18 protein-coding genes are annotated in these 18,682 nt (G+C 62.6%); 7 read left to right on the forward strand and 11 right to left on the reverse strand.

Going from position 1 to position 18,682, the window contains the following annotated elements:
* Positions 1-124: 124 nt before the first annotated feature.
* The 4 genes from pheA to mtnA form a co-directional block, all read right to left on the reverse strand.
* Positions 125-1,231 carry a prephenate dehydratase gene (gene pheA / locus H3221_RS09215; RefSeq protein ID WP_196474050.1) on the reverse strand — a complete coding sequence of 369 codons (1,107 nt, stop codon included), beginning with the start codon at positions 1,229-1,231 and terminating at the stop codon, positions 125-127.
* Positions 1,231-2,316 (reverse strand): 3-phosphoserine/phosphohydroxythreonine transaminase, encoded by a 1,086-nt coding sequence (gene serC, locus H3221_RS09220; RefSeq protein ID WP_196474049.1) that lies wholly within the window; start codon positions 2,314-2,316, stop codon positions 1,231-1,233. The genes pheA and serC overlap by 1 nt, the downstream gene beginning before the upstream one ends.
* 135 nt (positions 2,317-2,451) lie before the next feature.
* Positions 2,452-5,220, reverse strand: coding sequence for a DNA gyrase subunit A (gene gyrA / locus H3221_RS09225; protein ID WP_196474048.1), 2,769 nt, complete (start codon positions 5,218-5,220; stop codon positions 2,452-2,454).
* A 347-nt stretch (positions 5,221-5,567) separates the two neighbouring features.
* Complete coding sequence (mtnA, locus tag H3221_RS09230; protein ID WP_196474047.1) at positions 5,568-6,644, reverse strand: S-methyl-5-thioribose-1-phosphate isomerase; 1,077 nt, start codon at positions 6,642-6,644, stop codon at positions 5,568-5,570.
* A 160-nt stretch (positions 6,645-6,804) separates the two neighbouring features.
* On the opposite strand from mtnA, the gene H3221_RS09235 reads away from it, so the two are divergent.
* The 5 genes from H3221_RS09235 (at position 6,805) to H3221_RS09255 (ending at position 11,659) form a co-directional block, all read left to right on the forward strand.
* Positions 6,805-8,124 carry a TRZ/ATZ family hydrolase gene (locus H3221_RS09235; RefSeq protein WP_196474046.1) on the forward strand — a complete coding sequence of 440 codons (1,320 nt, stop codon included), beginning with the start codon at positions 6,805-6,807 and terminating at the stop codon, positions 8,122-8,124.
* A 170-nt stretch (positions 8,125-8,294) separates the two neighbouring features.
* Entirely contained in the window at positions 8,295-8,993 is a 699-nt protein-coding gene (gene ubiG, locus H3221_RS09240) for a bifunctional 2-polyprenyl-6-hydroxyphenol methylase/3-demethylubiquinol 3-O-methyltransferase UbiG (RefSeq protein WP_196474045.1), read from the forward strand.
* Positions 8,993-9,664: an N-acetylmuramic acid 6-phosphate phosphatase MupP gene (mupP, locus tag H3221_RS09245; protein ID WP_196474044.1), complete on the forward strand. Its 672-nt coding sequence runs from the start codon at positions 8,993-8,995 to the stop codon at positions 9,662-9,664. Before ubiG ends, mupP begins: the two co-directional genes overlap by 1 nt.
* A gap of 86 nt (positions 9,665-9,750) precedes the next feature.
* Positions 9,751-10,491 carry a YciK family oxidoreductase gene (locus H3221_RS09250; protein WP_196474043.1) on the forward strand — a complete coding sequence of 247 codons (741 nt, stop codon included), beginning with the start codon at positions 9,751-9,753 and terminating at the stop codon, positions 10,489-10,491.
* 241 nt (positions 10,492-10,732) lie between these two features.
* Positions 10,733-11,659 carry a GGDEF domain-containing protein gene (locus H3221_RS09255; RefSeq protein WP_196474042.1) on the forward strand — a complete coding sequence of 309 codons (927 nt, stop codon included), beginning with the start codon at positions 10,733-10,735 and terminating at the stop codon, positions 11,657-11,659.
* Between the two features lie 114 nt (positions 11,660-11,773).
* Here H3221_RS09255 and rluB read toward each other — a convergent pair whose 3' ends face one another.
* The 7 genes from rluB to H3221_RS09290 all read right to left on the reverse strand — a co-directional run bounded on the left by rluB (position 11,774) and on the right by H3221_RS09290 (position 17,847).
* The gene (gene rluB, locus H3221_RS09260; RefSeq protein WP_160016736.1) at positions 11,774-12,931 is read right to left on the reverse strand and encodes a 23S rRNA pseudouridine(2605) synthase RluB; all 1,158 of its coding nucleotides are present in this window, start codon (positions 12,929-12,931) and stop codon (positions 11,774-11,776) included.
* 211 nt (positions 12,932-13,142) lie between these two features.
* A complete protein-coding gene (locus H3221_RS09265) occupies positions 13,143-13,325 on the reverse strand; it encodes a DUF1289 domain-containing protein (protein WP_192982354.1) in 183 nt (60 codons plus the stop codon).
* Positions 13,326-13,421: 96 nt separating this feature from the next.
* Positions 13,422-14,219 (reverse strand): SMC-Scp complex subunit ScpB, encoded by a 798-nt coding sequence (gene scpB, locus H3221_RS09270; RefSeq protein WP_196474041.1) that lies wholly within the window; start codon positions 14,217-14,219, stop codon positions 13,422-13,424.
* Complete coding sequence (locus H3221_RS09275) at positions 14,216-14,914, reverse strand: segregation and condensation protein A (RefSeq protein ID WP_196474187.1); 699 nt, start codon at positions 14,912-14,914, stop codon at positions 14,216-14,218. The genes scpB and H3221_RS09275 overlap by 4 nt, the downstream gene beginning before the upstream one ends.
* Positions 14,915-15,054: 140 nt before the next feature.
* Entirely contained in the window at positions 15,055-16,269 is a 1,215-nt protein-coding gene (locus H3221_RS09280) for a tryptophan--tRNA ligase (protein ID WP_196474040.1), read from the reverse strand.
* Positions 16,270-16,340: 71 nt separating this feature from the next.
* Positions 16,341-16,967 carry an L-threonylcarbamoyladenylate synthase gene (locus H3221_RS09285; RefSeq protein WP_196474039.1) on the reverse strand — a complete coding sequence of 209 codons (627 nt, stop codon included), beginning with the start codon at positions 16,965-16,967 and terminating at the stop codon, positions 16,341-16,343.
* 13 nt (positions 16,968-16,980) lie between these two features.
* Entirely contained in the window at positions 16,981-17,847 is an 867-nt protein-coding gene (locus H3221_RS09290) for a PHP domain-containing protein (protein ID WP_196474038.1), read from the reverse strand.
* Positions 17,848-17,964: 117 nt separating this feature from the next.
* On the opposite strand from H3221_RS09290, the gene H3221_RS09295 reads away from it, so the two are divergent.
* Positions 17,965-18,264: a YciI family protein gene (locus H3221_RS09295; protein ID WP_196474037.1), complete on the forward strand. Its 300-nt coding sequence runs from the start codon at positions 17,965-17,967 to the stop codon at positions 18,262-18,264.
* 41 nt (positions 18,265-18,305) lie between these two features.
* Positions 18,306-18,680, forward strand: coding sequence for a translation initiation factor 2 (IF-2, GTPase) (locus H3221_RS09300; RefSeq protein WP_196474036.1), 375 nt, complete (start codon positions 18,306-18,308; stop codon positions 18,678-18,680).
* Positions 18,681-18,682 lie beyond the last annotated feature (2 nt).

The raw sequence follows: 18,682 nt of genomic DNA on the forward strand, positions 1-18,682 counted from the left end.
AACGGCGCAGGGCTGAAATCTGAGTCCAGGCTAACGATCGTACTGACTGCACGTGATTGATCAAACGTTCACCGTACACCGCCCCTCTCCCCAGGAAGAGGGGCCGGGGGTGAGGGGCTTTACCTCAAAGCACCGCCTTCGGATATGACCCCAGCACCTTCAGCGCCACAGCCTCCTGCGCGAGCTTCTCCAGCACATCCTTGATCAACGGATCGCGATGATGTCCGACAAAGTCGATGAAGAACACGTAGGTCCACTTGCCGCTGCGCGACGGGCGAGTCTCGATGCGAGTCAGGTCGATGCCGTTGTTGTGGAACGGCACCAGCAGCTCGTGCAATGCACCCGGCTTGTTGCGCATGGAGACGATGATCGAGGTCTTGTCGTCGCCGGTCGGCGGTACTTCCTGGCTACCAATGATGAGAAAGCGCGTGGAGTTGTCCGGGCGATCCTCGATCTTTTCCGCCAGCTTGGTCAGGCCATACAGATTGGCCGCCATGTCGCCGGCGATAGCCGCACTGTTCCACTCGCTCTTTACTCGCTTGGCCGCATCGGCGTTACTGGAAACCGCCACGCGTTCGACGTTCGGATAGTGCGCGTCCAGCCACTTGCGGCACTGCGCGAGCGACTGGGCATGGGAGTAGATGCGGGTGATCTTGTCGGTCTTGGTGGTCTCGCCGACCAGCAGATGATGGTGAATGCGCAGCTCCACCTCACCACAAATGACCATGTCGTGCTCGAGGAAGCTGTCGAGGGTGTGGTTGATCGCGCCTTCGGTGGAGTTCTCCACCGGCACCACGCCGAAGTTGACCGCACCGGCAGCCACCTCGCGGAACACTTCGTCGATGGCCGCCATCGGCACGCTGATCACCGCGTGACCGAAGTGCTTCATCGCCGCTGCCTGGCTGAAGGTGCCTTCAGGGCCGAGATAAGCGACTTTCAGCGGGTTTTCCAGCGCCAGGCAAGAGGACATGATTTCGCGGAACAAGCGCGCCATTTCCTCATTGCCCAACGGCCCTCTGTTGCGCTCCATCACGCGTTTGAGCACCTGAGCTTCGCGCTCGGGGCGATAGAAGACGGGCGACTCGCCCTCCTTCAACTCCTTCATCTTCACACGGGCGACTTCTTCGGCGCAGCGGGCGCGATCGCTGATCAGCTCGAGGATACGCTCGTCGAGGTTATCGATGCGCACGCGCAGCGCTTGCAGTTCCTGCTCCGAGATTAAATCCGTCATTAGCCATGCTCCTTCTCGAACTCGGCCATGTAGGCCACCAGCGCCTCGACTGCATCCATGCCAACGGCGTTGTAGATCGAGGCGCGCATGCCACCGACCGAACGATGCCCTTTCAGGTTGAGCAGGCCGCGCGCATCGGCGCCGGCGAGGAAGGCCTTGTCCAGCTTCTCGTCAGCCAGGCGGAACGGCACGTTCATCCAGGAGCGCGCGTTATGGGCGATGGGGTTGCTGTAGAAATCGCTGCCGTCGATGGCTTTGTACAGCAGGTCCTTCTTGGCGCGGTTGACGCGCTCCATGGCCTCTACGCCGCCCTGCTCCTTCAGCCACTGGAAGACCAGGCCGGACAGGTACCAGGAATAGGTCGCCGGGGTGTTGTACATCGAACCGTTATCGGCGGAGATCTTGTAATCGAGCATGGTCGGGCAACTGGAACGGGCGCGACCGAGCAGATCTTCACGGACGATCACCACCACCAGGCCGCTTGGACCGATGTTCTTCTGCGCACCGGCGTAGATCAGACCAAACTGCGACACATCCAGCGAGCGCGAGAGGATGTCCGAGGACATGTCCGCCACCAGCGGGATATCGCCGACCTGCGGCACCCAGTCGAACTGCAGGCCGCCGATGGTTTCGTTGCTGCAGTAATGCACGTAGGCGGCGTCTTTCGACAGCTGCCAGTCGTTCTGCCCGGGAATGGCGAAGTAATCATGCGCCTTGGCGCTGGCGGCCACGTTGATGGCGCCATAGCGACGCGCCTCTTCGATGGCTTTCTTCGACCAGATGCCGGTTTCGACGTAGTCGGCCACGCCGTCTTCCGGCAGCAGGTTCAGCGGAATCTCGGCGAACTGCTGGCTGGCACCGCCCTGCAGGAACAGCACCTTGTAGTCGTTGGGCACAGCGAGCAGATCACGCAGATCCTGCTCGGCCTGACTGGCGATAGCCACGTACTCGTCGCTGCGATGGCTCATCTCCATCACCGAGAGGCCCTTGCCTTGCCAGTCGAGCATCTCGGCCTGGGCGCGTTGCAGTACAGCGGTCGGCAGCGCGGCCGGGCCGGCGCAGAAGTTAAAAGCTCGCTTGCTCACGTCTGTCTCTCTCAGATTCACAGAACGCCACCACCAGGCGATGGCATGTCCACACTGTCACCGTGCCCATGGGAGGAGCTTCAGCACGATAGTTGCGGCTAATACGGAACGCCGCCCGGCCCCTCCCACAGGATCTCACTCCTCGCTGCCTTCCTCGGCATCGGCGACTGGTACTTCGGCGCTTTCGGCGACTTCAGCGCCCTCTTCGCCCTCGACCAGCTCGTCCTCTTCCACCGCAGTCGGCTCCTGCACACGCTCCAGGCCAACCAGGGTCTCGTCCTTGGCCAGCTTGATCAGGGTCACACCCTGGGTATTACGGCCTGAGCTGGAGACTTCGTCGACACGGGTACGCACCAGAGTGCCCTGGTCGGAAATCAGCATGATTTCCTCGCCGTCCTGCACCTGGATGGCGCCAACCAGCTTGCCGTTACGCTCGCTGGTGACCATGCCGATAACGCCCTGACCACCACGACCGCGACGCGGGAACTTGCCCAGGCCGGTACGCTTGCCAAAGCCACGCTCGGAGGCGGTGAGGATCTGCGCGCCGGACTCAGGAATCAGCATGGAGATCAGTTGCTGGCCCTTGCCCAGGCGCATACCGCGCACACCGCGGGCGGTACGACCCATGGTGCGCACCTTGCTCTCGGCGAAGCGCAGCACCTTGCCGGCATCGGAGAACAGCATGACTTCCTTGGCGCCGTCGGTAATGGCGGCAGCGATCAGGGTGTCACCCTCTTCCAGTTTCAGGGCGATCAGACCGGCGCTGCGCGGGCGGCTGAACTGCACCAGCGGGGTCTTCTTCACGGTACCGAAAGCGGTGGCCATGAAGATGAAGGCGCCGGTCGGTTCGGCGATCAGCTCAGGGGTTTCGCCCTCGACTTCTTCGACTTCCTCAGCCTCGACCACTTCAACGGCTTCGCCTTCGATCACCACACCGTCGTCGTCCAGATCTTCGTCGGCACCGGCGCTCTGCTGCAGCGCTTCGAGGTCGATCTGCAGCATCGCGGTGATGCGCTCGCCCTCATCCAGCGGCAACAGGTTGACCAGCGGACGACCGCGCGCGGCGCGCGAGGCCTCGGGAATCTCGAAGGTACGCAACCAGTACACCTTGCCCTTGCTGGAGAACAGCAGCAGGGTCGCATGACTGTTGGCGACCAGCAGGTGCTCGACGTAGTCCTCGTCCTTCACCCCGGTGGCCGACTTGCCCTTGCCGCCACGGCGCTGCGCCTCGTAGGCGGCCAGCGGCTGGCTCTTGGCGTAGCCACCGTGGGAGATGGTGACGACGCGCTCTTCTTCGGTGATCAGGTCGGCAATGGTCAGGTCCAGACGCGAGGCGACGATCTCGGTACGACGGGCATCGCCGAACTCGGCCTTGACCTTCTCCAGCTCCTCGCGGATGACTTCCATCAAGCGCTCAGGGCTGGTCAGGATGCGAATCAGCTCGCCGATCAGGCTGAGGATTTCCTGGTACTCGGCCAGCAGTTTCTCGTGCTCCAGACCGGTCAGGCGGTGCAGGCGCAATTCGAGAATGGCCTGAGCCTGCTCCGGCGACAGGTAGTACTTGCCGTCACGCAGGCCGAACTGTGCATCCAGACCTTCCGGACGGCAGGAGTCGGCACCGGCGCGCTCGACCATGGCCTCCACGGCGGACGATTCCCAGGCCGTGGCGATCAGGCGCTCCTTGGCCTCGGCCGGCGTCGGCGAGGCCTTGATCAGCTCGATCACCGGATCGATGTTGGACAGGGCAACCGCCTGGCCTTCGAGGATGTGGCCACGTTCACGCGCCTTGCGCAGCTCGTAGACGGTGCGGCGGGTCACCACTTCGCGGCGGTGACGGACGAACACCTCAAGCATGTCCTTGAGGTTCATGATCTTCGGCTGACCGTCGACCAGCGCCACGACGTTGATGCCGAACACGCTCTGCATCTGGGTCTGGGCGTACAGGTTGTTCAGCACCACGTCCGGCACTTCGCCACGACGCAGTTCGATCACCACGCGCATACCGTCCTTGTCGGACTCGTCACGCAGCTCGGTGATGCCTTCGATCTTCTTCTCTTTGACCAGCTCGGCGATCTTCTCGATCAGACGCGCCTTGTTCAGCTGGTATGGCAGCTCGGTGACCACCAGTTGCTGGCGGCCGCCGACCTTGTCAATGTCCTCGACCTCGACGCGAGCGCGGATGTAGATGCGTCCACGGCCAGTGCGATAGGCCTCGATGATGCCGGCACGACCGTTGATGATGCCCGCGGTGGGGAAATCCGGACCCGGGATGTATTGCATCAGGTCATCGACGGTCAGGTCGGCGTTATCGATCAGCGCCAGGCAGCCATCGATCACCTCGGAGAGGTTGTGCGGCGGGATGTTGGTGGCCATGCCCACGGCGATACCGCTGGAGCCGTTGACCAGCAGGTTCGGCACCTTGGTCGGCATGACCGCCGGGATCTGCTCGGTGCCGTCGTAGTTGGGCACCCAGTCGACGGTTTCCTTATCCAGGTCGGCCAGCAGCTCATGCGCCAGCTTGGTCATGCGCACTTCGGTGTATCGCATGGCTGCGGCGTTGTCGCCGTCCACCGAACCGAAGTTGCCCTGGCCGTCGACCAGCAGGTAGCGCAGGGAGAAGTCCTGCGCCATCCGTACGATGGTGTCGTACACCGCAGTGTCGCCGTGCGGGTGGTATTTACCGATCACGTCACCGACCACACGGGCGGATTTCTTGTAGGGCTTGTTCCAGTCGTTGCCCAGCTCGCTCATGGCGTAGAGCACACGACGGTGTACCGGTTTCAAGCCATCGCGCGCATCCGGCAGCGCACGCCCGACGATCACGCTCATCGCGTAGTCGAGGTAGGACTGTTTCAGCTCGTCTTCGATATTGACCGGGAGGATTTCTTTGGCCAGTTCGCCCATGAGAAGCCTGGTTCCTTTTTTCTGGTGAAACTCCGCGTCATTCTTCCTGAACGCCACGGAGCTCGTCGCGATAGCCTCAAGCCATCAGCGACTCACGACAAATCAACGAGTTATGTCACGATTCGATGCAGTGAAGGTGGCTGTAGTCAGCCCCCCTGAAAACTGCCGGAGATTACCACAAAGCGCGCCACACACCTACCCCGCGAACCCTCATCGAGAACCGAAGCTGGCGCGACGAAAACAGGCGAAACGACCGGCCTGCAGGAGCTGATACACGACCAATGAGAGCAAAAGCTTCGCCCCGAAGAACAGGGCTCCTACGGTGGGTATGCTGCTGCACGACCAGATCAGTGCAAGCGCTTGCGGCACATCAGCTGCGCCAGCTTGGCGCTGTCGGGACGCTCGATCACACCTTTCTCGGTCACGATGTAGTCGACCAAATCAGCCGGCGTCACATCGAACACCGGATTGACAGCATGCACATCCGCTGCAACCCGATGCCCCGCCACCTCCAGCAGCTCTCGACCATCGCGCTCTTCGAGCAGGATGTCTTCGCCGCTTTCCAGGCTCATGTCGATGGTCGAGCTGGGCGCCACCACCATCAGGCGGACGCCGTGGTGCATGGCATTGACTGCCAGCTGATAGGTGCCGATCTTGTTGGCCACATCACCATTGGCGGTGATGCGGTCGGCCCCGACGATGACCCAGGTAATGCCCTTGGTTTTCATCAGGTGGGCGGCAGCGGCATCGGCATTGAGGCAGACCGGAACGCCGTCGCCAGCCAATTCCCAGGCAGTCAGACGCGCCCCCTGCAGCCAGGGGCGGGTTTCATCGACATAAACCTGCTCGACCAAGCCTTCCAGATACGCTGCGCGGATCACCCCGAGCGCCGTACCAAAGCCGCCGGTCGCCAGCGCACCGGCATTGCAGTGAGTCAGTAGCACCTGCGGATTGCCCTGATGCTTGCGAATCAGCTCCATACCCAACTGCGCCATGGTCAGATTGGCCTCTCGGTCACTGAGATGAATCCCCACCGCCTCAGCCTCCAGCAGCGCCAGGATGTCATCGCCCTCCTTGAGTCTTGCCAGGCGCTCACGCATGCGCTGCAGGGCCCAGAACAGGTTGACCGCAGTAGGGCGCGAGCGCTCGAGACAGGCAAAATCTGCCTCCAGCGCCTCGCGCCAGTCACCACCCGCCAGCAGCCGAGCACGAACACCCAACACCAGGCCATAGGCAGCAGCGATGCCGATAGCCGGCGCGCCGCGCACCACCATGTCGCGAATCGCGTCAGCCACCTCGGCGGCAGAATCGAAACGCAACCAGGTCTGCCGATGCGGCAGCAGGCGCTGATCGAGCAGGTACAGCGCACCATCGCGCCACTCGATTGCCTGAACCTTCTCCACCGCCAGCAATTGCTCGCGCATCGCGCACTCCATCTGTCACCGCCAAAAAATCGCGGATTATACGCAGACCGACTGAGGCCAGCCGAACAATCCGGCAGCCCCTCACGACTTCAAGCTAAGCGTATTCATCTATACACTGGCGCCCTTCCCTGCATCGATCAAGCCAGACGGACAATCCCCCATGCCCGAAGCCCCTCTCGACCTGCTGCTCCTGCCCACCTGGCTGGTGCCCGTTGAGCCGGCCGGGGTGGTGCTACGCGACCATGGACTGGGCATCCGTGACGGACGCATCGCACTGATCGCACCGCGCAGCGAAGCCCTGCGCCACCCGGCAGCGGAGGTGCGAGAGCTGCCGCAATGCCTGCTCGCCCCCGGCCTGATCAACGCCCACGGCCACGCCGCGATGACGCTTTTGCGCGGCATCGCCGACGACCTTCCACTGATGACCTGGCTGCACGAACATATCTGGCCCGCCGAAGGCAAGTGGGTCGACGAGGATTTCGTTCGCGATGGCACCGATCTGGCCATCGCCGAACAGATCAAGGGCGGCATCAGCTGCTTCTCAGACATGTACTTCTACCCGCAGATCGCCGCCGAACGCGTGCACAAGGCCGGCGTTCGTGCGCAGATCACCGTTCCCGTGCTGGACTTCCCGGTACCCGGCGCACTCAACGCTGCCGAAGCGCTACGTACGGGCCTGCAACTGTTCGATGACCTCAAACAGCACCCGCGCATCCGCATCGCGTTCGGGCCACATGCGCCTTACACCGTCAGCGACGACAAGCTGGAACAGATTCGCGTACTGGCTGACGAGCTGGATGCAGGCATTCATATGCATGTGCACGAAACCGCGCAGGAAGTGGCCGAAGCCGTCGCCAAGCACGGCGAACGCCCACTGGCGCGCCTGGCTCGCCTCGGCCTGCTCGGCCCGCGCTTCCAGGCGGTGCACATGACGCAGATCGACGACGAGGACCTGGCGCTATTGGTGGAGCACAACTGCAGCATCGTGCATTGCCCTGAGTCCAACCTCAAACTGGCCAGCGGCTTCTGCCCGGTCGAACGCCTGTGGCAGGCTGGCGTCAACGTCGCCATCGGCACCGATGGCGCCGCAAGCAACAACGACCTCGACCTGCTCGGCGAAACCCGCACCGCCGCCCTGCTGGCCAAGGCCGTCGCCGGCTCCGCCACCGCCCTGAACGCTCACAGCGCCTTGCGCATGGCCACCTTGAATGGCGCCCGCGCACTGGGACTGGAAACACAGACCGGCTCACTGGAACCGGGCAAGCTGGCCGATGTGGTCGCCTTCGACCTTTCCGGCCTGGCTCAGCAACCGATCTACGACCCGGTGTCGCAGCTCATCTATGCCAGCGGCCGCGACTGCGTGAAGCATGTGTGGGTTGGCGGCAAGCAGTTGCTGGATGACGGCCGCCTGACCCGCATGGACGAAAGCGAACTGATCACCAAGGCCAGGGAATGGGGAGCCAGGATTGCAAAAAGGTAGCCCGGATGAAATCCGGGAAGAATGCAGCCGCCCCGGATTGCATCCCGGCTACGCTGACGAAACGACTGCGACAAACTGACATACATTGAACGAACCCGCGCCGCCCCAAGCCCGTTCTTAAACTGGCAACATAGCGGCGATACGCTTTCCCTGCTTTGAAAGAGATGCTTATGAGCAACGTCGACCGCGCCGAAATCGCCAAATTCGAGGCCCTGGCTCACCGCTGGTGGGACCGCGAAAGCGAGTTCAAACCCCTGCACGACATCAACCCGCTACGAGTCAACTGGATCGACGAACGCGTCGGGCTGGCCGGCAAACGGGTACTGGACGTCGGTTGCGGCGGTGGCATCCTCAGTGAGGCCATGGCCCAGCGCGGCGCAACGGTGATGGGCATCGACATGGGCGAAGCGCCGCTGTCGGTCGCCCAGTTGCACCAGTTGGAGTCCGGCGTGGAAGTCGACTACCGGCAGATCACCGCCGAAGCGCTGGCCGAGGAGATGCCGGGCCAGTTCGACGTCGTCACCTGCCTGGAAATGCTCGAGCACGTGCCAGATCCCTCTTCAGTCATCCGCGCCTGCCACAGGCTGGTCAAACCAGGCGGCCAGGTGTTTTTCTCCACCATCAACCGAAACCCCAAGGCGTACCTGTTCGCCGTGATCGGTGCTGAATACATCCTGCGCCTGCTACCGCGTGGCACTCACGATTTCAAGAAGTTCATCCGCCCCTCCGAACTGGGCGCCTGGAGCCGCGCAGCAGGGCTGGAGGTCAAGGACATCATTGGCCTGACCTACAACCCGCTGACCAAACATTACAAGCTGGAAGCCGACGTCGACGTCAACTACATGATCCAGACGCTGAGGAAAGACTGATGCGTTTGCGCGCTGTACTGTTCGACATGGACGGCACCCTGCTCGACTCGGCGCCGGACTTCATCGCCATCACCCAGGCCATGCGCGCCAAACGCGGCCTGCCGCCACTGGCCGACAAGACCATACGCGACCAGGTATCCGGTGGCGCACGCGCCATGGTCGCCTGCGCCTTCGATGAAGACCCGGACTCCGCCGCCTTCGAAGTCCTGCGCCAGGAATTCCTGGAGCGCTACCAGCAACACTGCGCCGTCTTCACCCGCCCGTTCGAGGGCATCGAAGCCCTGCTCGACGACATTGAACAGGCGCGCCTGCTGTGGGGCGTCGCCACCAACAAACCGGTGCGTTACGCCGAGCCGATCATGCAAGGTCTGAATCTGGCCGAGCGCTCGGCCGTACTGGTCTGCCCCGACCATGTCGAGCAAAGCAAACCCGCACCGGACATGCTGCTGCTCGCCTGCCAGCAGATGGGCGTCAAACCCGAGGAAGTGCTGTTCATCGGTGACGACGCGCGTGACATCGAATCCGGCCGCGCCGCCGGCTGCCGCACGGCGGCGGTGACCTACGGCTATATCCACCCCGAGGACAACCCACGCAACTGGGGCGCCGACGTGGTCGTGGACCACCCCCAGGAACTGCGTGCGGTACTCGATCGCGCGCTGTGCAGTTGCTGATCGCGCAGGGCGGGTGAAACCCGTCATTCTCCAATTTGGCGGGTTTCACCCGCCCTACCCTCAAGAGTTCTCCGAAGGATCCTCACATGTTCGACTACACCGCCCGCCCAGACCTGCTCAAGGATCGCGTCATCCTGATCACCGGTGCCGGCCGCGGTATCGGCGCGGCCGCCGCCAAGAGCTTCGCCGCCCACGGCGCCACGGTGCTGCTGCTGGGCAAGACCGAAGCCAACCTGAGCCAGGTTTATGACGAAATCGAGGCAGCTGGTCACCCGCAGCCGGTGGTGATTCCCTTCAACCTGGAAACCGCCCTGCCGCACCAGTACGACGAACTGTCGGTGATGATCGAGAACGCGTTCGGCCGCCTCGATGGCCTGCTGCACAATGCCTCGATCCTCGGCCCGCGCACGCCACTGGAACAACTGTCCGGCGACAACTTCATGCGTGTGATGCACGTGAACGTCAACGCCATGTTCATGCTCAGCAGCACCCTGCTGCCGCTGCTCAAACTGTCGGAGGACGCCTCCGTCGCCTTCACCTCCAGCAGCGTCGGCCGCAAGGGCCGCGCCTACTGGGGCGCCTACGCGGTATCGAAATTCGCCACCGAGGGCCTGATGCAGGTCATGGCTGACGAACTGGACGGCATCGCCAACGTGCGCGCCAACAGCATCAATCCGGGCGCGACCCGCACCGCAATGCGCGCCCAGGCCTATCCGGGAGAGAACCCGGCAACCCGCCCATTGCCGGAAGAGATCATGCCGCTTTATCTCTACCTGATGGGCCCGGACAGCAAGGGCGTCAACGGCCAGGCGTTCGACGCACAGTGATTACCTGTCATGGCCTGCCGCCAGTCAGCGGGCCATCGCCGACAAAAATCCGCCACTGACCTTGCCAGGCGGCAGCACATTGCCAGTATCACCGTCAGGCAACCGGCAAGCACTTGCCGATCAGCACTTTAAAAAACATCTAAGTGACTGACTTCACAAGACTTTAATCCCACTTGAACCACCTGGCACGAAATTCGCTCTAACCCTCTCGTCGCACCATCAGCGCCAGAGGTTCAGCTCCATGGTTCCCCCCAGCCAGTCCAACACCATCGATTTCGATGCCGCCAAGCTGCAGCGTCTCGGCTTTACCGGCAGTCGCAATTTGCCGCTGAAGCCCGCCAGCCTGATAGAGCTGCGCCAACAATTGAGTCTGCAACTGCAGACCAGCCTGGACGTGGAACGAATCCTTACTCTGTTCTTTCGCGAGGTACAGCGCCTGGTGCCGCTCGATGCACTGGCTTTCCAGCATCCGTCGCACGACCTGCGCCTCGAGCTGGGCGAGCGCGCGCCCCACTCGGCCGGCTATCGCCTGAGCCATGAGGGGGAATACCTGGGCGAGCTGATTTTCCGCCGCAAGCAACGCTTTGCCGAGGACGAACTGATCCAGCTGGAAGCGCTGCTGGCGAGCCTGCTGTTCCCGCTGCGCAATGCCCTGCTCTACCGCACCGCGCTGCAAAGTGCGCTGCGCGACCCACTGACCGACACCGGCAACCGCATTGCCATGGACCAGGTGCTGCAGCGCGAGGTGGATCTGGCCCGCCGCAATCTGCAACCGCTGTCGCTGCTGATGCTCGACATCGACCACTTCAAGAGCATCAACGACAACCATGGCCACACGCTTGGCGACGAAGTACTGAAAGCGGTCGCCCAGACCCTTAAGAACCAGTTGCGCAATATCGATATGGTCTTTCGCTACGGTGGTGAGGAGTTTCTGGTGATTCTCTCCGGCACCAACCGCGAGGGCGCTGCGTTGGTAGGCGAGCGTTTGCGCTTTGCAGTGATGGAGCTGCAATGCCTGGATGCCGGCCGCGCCATCGACGTTTCCATCAGCCTGGGCTGCTCCAGCCTGTTGCCGGGCGAGTCCGCCGAAAGCCTATTGCGCCGCGCCGATAACGCGCTCTATGTGGCCAAGCGCGAAGGCCGCAATCGCCTGTCCATGGCAGGCTGAGAGGCCGCCCTGCGTAGCCCGGATGAAATCCGGGAATGCTCTGAAGGCAATGGCTCACTACATCCGGGACAGCAGAATGAAAAAAGGGACTCCGCGGAGTCCCTTTTTCGTATCTCAGCGCTTGCGGCCGAAACCGGGGCGCTGGCCATCACCGGCGGGCGGACGCTTGCCGGGCGTTGCCGGACGCGGCTTGCGCGCCGGACGCTCGGACAACTCGACGGCTGGGCGCGGCTGACGCTTCTTCACATCGCTCGGACGCTCCGCTACCGGCGTGCCGCGACCGTTTTCACGACGCTCGCCACTGTCCTTGCGCGGGCCGCGCGGCGCGCGCTGCTCACCGTCCTCGCGGCGCGGTGCGCGGCTCGGGCGAGCATTTTCTGCGCCTGCCTGGTCCTTCGCCGGGCGCAGCACACGCTTGCCGCGCACCTCCACCGGTTTGGCGGACTTGCGCTGCAGGCGGTCGAGCTTCTCGCGGGTCTTTTCCTTCATCGCTGGCAGTGCCTGCGGGGTCAGGCCCACTTCGGCACTGAGAATGTCCACTTCACGCTGATCCATCTCGCGCCAGCGGCCCATGGTCAACTCGGAGGTGAGGAACACCGGACCAAAACGCACGCGTTTCAGGCGACTGACCACCAGGCCCTGGGACTCCCACAGGCGACGCACCTCGCGGTTACGCCCTTCCATCACCACGCAGTGATACCAGTGGTTGAAGCCCTCGCCGCCAGGCGCTTCCTTGATGTCGGTGAACTTGGCCGGACCATCTTCGAGCATTACGCCGTTCTTGAGGTTCTCCAGCATTTCCTCGGTCACTTCGCCCCGTACACGCACCGCGTATTCGCGGTCCATCTGGTAGGACGGGTGCATCAGGCGGTTGGCCAGCTCGCCGTCAGTGGTGAACAGCAACAGACCGGTGGTGTTGATATCGAGGCGACCGATATTGATCCAGCGGCCCTCTTTCGGACGCGGCAGGCGATCGAATACGGTAGGGCGACCTTCAGGGTCGTCACGTGTGCAGATCTCGCCGTCCGGCTTGTTATAGATCAGCACGCGGCGAACCGAACCGGTAATTTCTTCGCGCTTGAGCAGGCGGCCATCGAGGGCGATGGCGTCGTTGGCATCGACACGCTGCCCCAGGGTCGCCGCAGCACCATTGACCTTGACCCGACCCTCAGTGATCCAGGTCTCGATCTCGCGACGCGAAGCCAGCCCGAGGCGGGCCAGGACTTTCTGCAGTTTCTCGCCTGCAGGACGCGGTTGTTCGTGCTCAGTCATCTTGGGCACCTCCCGGTGTAGTAGTTGATGATCGAAGGGCGCGCATCATACGCGCTGTAGAGCCCATAGGGTAGACGATACTGCGGCATTCGCCTGGTAGAAGCAGGAACACAGCACCGGATCGTAGGGGCCCCGCCCCGGGGCGAAGCTTTCTTGCACTATCGACGTCCCGCCTTTCGCCGCGAGACGCGGCGCCTACACGGATGGGCGCTCAATACTTGCGCCTCCCGGTCGCCTCCAGCGCCAGCAAGCGCATATCGGCCTCAGCCAACAGCGCCAGGCGCTCACTCTTGTCCAGGCGTTTCCAGCCTTTGATTTCCTCACGACTGCGGCCACAGCCCAGGCAGATATCGCGTTCGAACTCACAGACCTTGATGCAGGGACTCTTGCTCACTGGATCGCCTCGAACAGAAAGAATCGAATGCGCGCAGGATAAGGGCCTGAAACCGGCAAGAGAGATTGAAGTATTCGATGCCTGGCTTAAACGCTGTCAATGCAACGATTCATCGCCGTCCAGGTCGGCCAGATCGTCTTCAACTGCTTCATCTTCTTCGTCCTCTACCAGATGCAAGTCATCGAAGTCGGTCTTGAGCCCCTGCTCCATGTCATCAAGTTCGGCCAGCAGGCTGCGGAAGCTGGTTTCCTCGCGCGGCTCGGCGGTTTCGCCGTCTTCCTGCAAGGCCAGATCAGCGCGCGCCTGCAGGCCTGCCGGCACTTCGGCGTCATCATCCAGCGCCAGTTCAGGCTCCGGCTCCAGTTCGCGCAAGGCAGCAAGCGGCGGCAGTTCGTCAAGGCTTTTCAGGTTGAAGTGATCGAGAAAACCCTTGGTGGTGGCGAACATCGCCGGGCGCCCCGGCACGTCGCGATAGCCCACCACGCGAATCCACTCGCGCTCGAGCAGGGTCTTGGTGATGTTGCTGTTGACCGCCACGCCGCGCACGTCCTCGATCTCGCCACGGGTGATGGGCTGGCGATAGGCGATCAGCGCCAGGGTTTCCAGCAGTGCACGGGAATAACGCTGCGGGCGTTCCTCCCAGAGCCGGCCGACCCAGGGCGCGAAGCGCTCGCGCACCTGCAGGCGGTAACCCGAAGCCACTTCTTTCAACTCGAAGGCGCGCCCTTCGCAGGACTGACGCAGGAGTTCCAGCGCAGCCTTGAATTGCTCGGGCTCGGGCCGTTCGCCCTCTTCGAACAGCTCGAAGAGACGCTCGAGCGACTGCGCCTTACCAGAAGCCAGCAGAAAGGCCTCGAGCAATTGGGCCAGGTCTTTGGGGTCGTTCAGATTCATTCGGCACGGGCTCGGACGTGGATGGCGGCGAAGGGTTCATTCTGCACCAGCTCGACCAGGGATTCCTTGATCAATTCGAGCACCGCCATGAAGGTCACCACCACGCCAAGCCGGCCCTCTTCGGCAGCGAACAACTCGACGAAAGGCACGAAAGCACCGCCCTTGAGGCGCTCCAGCACTTCACTCATGCGCTCGCGGGTGGACAGCGCCTCGCGGGTGACCTGGTGGCTTTCGAACATGTCGGCGCGGCGCAGCACCTCGGCCATCGACAGCAACACTTCCTCCAGGCTGACGTCCGGCAACAGCTTGCGTGCGCGGGCTTCGGGCGCATCCAGTTTCGGCACGGTCAGGTCGCGGCCGACGCGCGGCAGTTCATCGATACCTTCGGCAGCGGCCTTGAAGCGCTCGTACTCCTGCAGGCGGCGGATCAGCTCGGCACGCGGGTCGTCTTCCTCCTCCTCGGTCTCGGTCGAGCGCGGCAGCAGCATGCGCGACTTGATCTCGGCAAGCATGGCAGCCATGACGAGGTATTCGGCGGCCAGTTCCAGGCGCACCGTATGCATGAGTTCGACATAGCCCATGTACTGCTTGGTGATCTCGGCAACGGGGATATCGAGGATGTCGATGTTCTGCTTGCGGATCAGATACAGCAGCAAGTCCAGCGGTCCCTCGAACGCTTCGAGGAAGACTTCCAGGGCATCCGGAGGAATGTACAGGTCCAGCGGCAGCTCGGTGACCGCCTCACCATAAACCAGGGCGAACGGCAGTTCCTGCTGGGCGCCGGCCTGACTGTCCGTGGTGGGTGTGGCGGGCTCACTCATCGACTGACGCTCCTTCAACGATAATTCAGGCCCATGGCCATACGGACTTCGGCCAGGGTTTCACGCGCCTCGTCACGCGCGCGCTCAGCGCCTTCGGCGAGGATGCTGCGCACCAGGTCGGGGCTGTCCTCATAATCGATCGCGCGCTGCTGCAAGGGCGCAAGCTCGCCCTGCAGGGATGAGCACAGTGCGCTCTTGCAGTCCAGGCAACCGATGGAGGCACTGCGGCAGCCTTCGATCACCCAGTGCAACTGCTCGTCGGCAGAATACAGCTGGTGCAGCGACCAGACAGGACAACGTTGCGGCTCACCCGGATCGTCACGGTGAACCCGGGCGGGATCGGTGGGCATGCGCCGCAGCTTTTCCTCGAGCTCGGCATCGCTATCGCGCAGGAATATCGCGTTGCCGCTCGATTTGGCCATCTTCTGCCCGTCCAGACCAGGCACCCGCGAAAACTCGGCAAGAATCGGCTGCGGCTCGCTCAGAATCACCTTGCCGTCACCTTCCAGGTAGCCGTACAGCCGCTCCTGATCACCGAGGGTGATGCTGCTCTGCTCCTTGAGCAAGGCCCGCGCCGTCTCCAGCGCCTGTGCATCGCCCTGTTCCTGATAGGCCTTGCGCAGGTTGCTGTAGAGCTTGCCGAGCTTCTTGCCCAGCTTGCCGATGGCGGCTTCGGCCTTGCGCTCGAAATCCGGCTCACTGCCGTAGAGATGATTGAAGCGGCGCGCCACTTCACGGGCAAATTCGATGTGGGGGAGCTGATCGGCACCGACTGGCACCTGCCCGGCGCGGTACAGCAGAATATCTGCCGCCTGCAGCAACGGGTAACCGAGAAAGCCGTAAGTGGACAGGTCCTTGCCACTCTGATGCTCCTGCTGCTCCTTATAGGACGGCACGCGCTCAAGCCAACTGAGCGGGCAGATCATCGACAGCAGCAGATGCAGCTCGGCATGTTCCGGCACCTGAGACTGCACGAACATTGTCGCGGAGCTGGGGCTTACGCCTGCAGCCAGCCAGTCCACCGCCATATCCATGACGTGCTGGGAAAGCTGGCCTGCATCGGCGTATTCGGTGGTCAGGGCATGCCAGTCGACGATACAGAAGAAGCAGTCGTACTCATGCTGCAACCTGACCCAGTTTTTCAGCACACCGTGGTAGTGCCCGAGATGAAGACGACCACTCGGACGCATCCCCGACAGCACCCGACGTTCGGAGTCGTTAAGGCTCAAACCGTTCTATCCAAAATCCAGACAAGGCCACGGAGTATAGGGCAGCTACATCCACAACGGAAAAGACGATGTCAGAGATCGTTGAACGGCGTCGGGTCGCCGCAACCGACGCGCAGAACTTCCGGGCTGTCGTCAGCAAGATTGACCACGGTGGACGCTTCCAGTCCGCCAAAACCACCGTCGATGATCAGGTCGACATGGTGTTCGAGAATCTGGCGCATTTCGTAAGGGTCGGACATCGGCAGCTCGTCGCCCGGCATGATCAGGCTGACGCTCATCAGCGGCTCGCCCAATTGCTCCAGCAAGGCCAGGGCTATCGGGTGGCTGGGTACGCGGATGCCGATGGTGCGACGCTTGGGGTGCAGCAGCATCCGAGGTACTTCGCGGGTGGCGTTGAGGACAAAGGTGTAAGGACCCGGAGTGTGATTCTTCAACAGGCGGAAGGCCGCAGTGTCGACCTTTGCAAACAGCCCTATCTGCGAAAGATCGCGGCAAACCAGGGTGAAGTTGTGCTTGTCGTCGAGCTGACGCAGGCGACGAATGCGCTCTACCGCATTCTTGTCACCGATCATGCAGCCCAGCGCATAGGAGGAGTCGGTCGGATAGACCACCACGCCGCCACCACGAATGATTTCCACGGCCTGTTTTATCAGGCGTGCCTGTGGGTTTTCCGGGTGAACCTGGAAAAATTGACTCACACTTGCTCCCAGCTCATGAAGTGACAGCGGATGGCTGTGCATGTTCGAAGCGCTCCCAGAGCGCAGTCAGGTCATCAGGCAACGGGCGATACATGCCCAATTCGGACCAGTCGCCAGGCGCATGGAAATCGCTGCCGACACTGGCCATCAAGCCGAACTCGCGCGCCAGAATCGCCAAACCTCCGACTTGTTCAGCGGGCTGCATGCCATTGACCACTTCCAGGGCATGACCGCCAGCCGCCGCGAAATCGGCCACCAGGCGTCGACGCTTACTGCGAGTAAAGTCGTACTGCCACGGATGCGCCAGGCTGATCCAGGCTCTGGCCGAACGCAGGGTGGCGATGGTTTCCTCCAGCATAGGCCAGTGCTGCTTGACGTCACCCAACTTTCCCGAGCCCAGCCACTTGCGAAACGCCTCGGCGCGATCACGCACATGGCCGGCGCGCACGAGAAATTCGGCGAAATGTGGCCGGGCCGGCGCATTGCCGCTATCGCCCAGCTCCTGCTGAACAGCCCGCGCGCCCTCCAGAGCGCCTGGCATACCTTTGGCCGCGAGGCGTCGGTCGATTTCTTCAGCACGCTGCCAACGTCCATGGTGCAGGGCATCGATGGCAGCACACAACGCCGGCGCCTCGCGCTCGAAGGCATAGCCCAACACGTGGATGGTCGCTCCACCCCAGGTGCAGGAAAGCTCGATGCCATTGATCAGTTGCATATCCAGAGCCGCTGCTGCGCGGCCTGCTTCATCGAGCCCTTCCAGGGTGTCGTGATCGGTCAGTGCCAGCAGCCGCACGCCACGCTCGTGCGCCCGGGCCACCAGTACGGCGGGGGCCAGGGCGCCATCGGAGGCGGTGCTGTGGCAGTGCAGATCGACAATCATGGCGGCGCTTTCGTTGAGATTGATGTTTGTTATTATGCCCCACATCCGCGCCAAGGCTGTCACCGCGTGGCGAAAATGCTTCATCCCTCCCCGCTTCGACCCTAAATAAGGATTGAGATGCTCTACGCCATCATCGCCACCGACGTCGAAAACTCCCTGGACAATCGACTGGCCACCCGCCCTGCTCACCTCGCTCGGTTGGAGCAGTTGAAGCAGGAAGGTCGCCTGCTGCTGGCCGGCCCGCACCCGGCCATCGACAGCAATGATCCAGGCCCGGCGGGCTTCAGCGGCAGCCTGGTGGTTGCCGAGTTCGACTCCCTTGAAGCTGCCCAACAATGGGCCGATGCCGACCCGTACCGCACAGCCGGCGTGTATGCCAACGTTTTGGTCAAACCCTTCAAGAAAGTACTGCCCTGACGAAGTGCCACCCACGCTGCTTTCGCACACAAGGAATCGCGATGCGCCCGATCCCGCTGTCCCTGCTGGTCACCGTGATGCTGACCTGTGCTTCGGCACAGGCAGAAGAACAACCCGCTCAGCCGCCTGTCCCGGCAGCCACGCTCGACAGCCAGGTGCTGGAACAGCGCCTGGCGCAGAGTGAGCAACTGCGCAATGAGCAGGAAGCGAGCAGCGCCGTGCAATTGCAGCGCCTGCGCCAGGAAAATCAGCGCCTGCGCTTGCAGCTCAAGGAGAGCCAGGCGCAGGCTCAACCCCGGCTGCTCAGCGAGGAACAGACCTGGTTCGCCCTGGGCGCCGCCCTGAGCCTGATCTCGATGCTATTCGGCGTCCTGTTGCGTGGTTCTCGCAAGACTCGTCGCGAGTGGATCAACTGAGC

The sequence above is a fragment of the Pseudomonas chaetocerotis genome (genome assembly GCF_015712105.2).
Taxonomy (GTDB): Bacteria; Pseudomonadota; Gammaproteobacteria; order Pseudomonadales; family Pseudomonadaceae; genus Aquipseudomonas; species Aquipseudomonas chaetocerotis.

What these genes read in the sequence shown, in the direction of transcription:
- ubiG (WP_196474045.1), top strand. Translation starts at nt 8,295, where the DNA reads ATGAGCAACGTCGACCGCGCCGAAATCGCCAAATTCGAGGCCCTGGCT.
- H3221_RS09295 (WP_196474037.1), top strand. Translation starts at nt 17,965, where the DNA reads ATGCTCTACGCCATCATCGCCACCGACGTCGAAAACTCCCTGGACAAT.
- pheA (WP_196474050.1), bottom strand. Translation starts at nt 1,231, where the DNA reads ATGACGGATTTAATCTCGGAGCAGGAACTGCAAGCGCTGCGCGTGCGC.
- mtnA (WP_196474047.1), bottom strand. Translation starts at nt 6,644, where the DNA reads ATGCGCGAGCAATTGCTGGCGGTGGAGAAGGTTCAGGCAATCGAGTGG.
- gyrA (WP_196474048.1), bottom strand. Translation starts at nt 5,220, where the DNA reads ATGGGCGAACTGGCCAAAGAAATCCTCCCGGTCAATATCGAAGACGAG.
- H3221_RS09290 (WP_196474038.1), bottom strand. Translation starts at nt 17,847, where the DNA reads ATGATTGTCGATCTGCACTGCCACAGCACCGCCTCCGATGGCGCCCTG.
- rluB (WP_160016736.1), bottom strand. Translation starts at nt 12,931, where the DNA reads ATGACTGAGCACGAACAACCGCGTCCTGCAGGCGAGAAACTGCAGAAA.
- mupP (WP_196474044.1), top strand. Translation starts at nt 8,993, where the DNA reads ATGCGTTTGCGCGCTGTACTGTTCGACATGGACGGCACCCTGCTCGAC.
- scpB (WP_196474041.1), bottom strand. Translation starts at nt 14,219, where the DNA reads ATGAATCTGAACGACCCCAAAGACCTGGCCCAATTGCTCGAGGCCTTT.
- H3221_RS09300 (WP_196474036.1), top strand. Translation starts at nt 18,306, where the DNA reads ATGCGCCCGATCCCGCTGTCCCTGCTGGTCACCGTGATGCTGACCTGT.
- H3221_RS09235 (WP_196474046.1), top strand. Translation starts at nt 6,805, where the DNA reads ATGCCCGAAGCCCCTCTCGACCTGCTGCTCCTGCCCACCTGGCTGGTG.
- H3221_RS09255 (WP_196474042.1), top strand. Translation starts at nt 10,733, where the DNA reads ATGGTTCCCCCCAGCCAGTCCAACACCATCGATTTCGATGCCGCCAAG.
- H3221_RS09250 (WP_196474043.1), top strand. Translation starts at nt 9,751, where the DNA reads ATGTTCGACTACACCGCCCGCCCAGACCTGCTCAAGGATCGCGTCATC.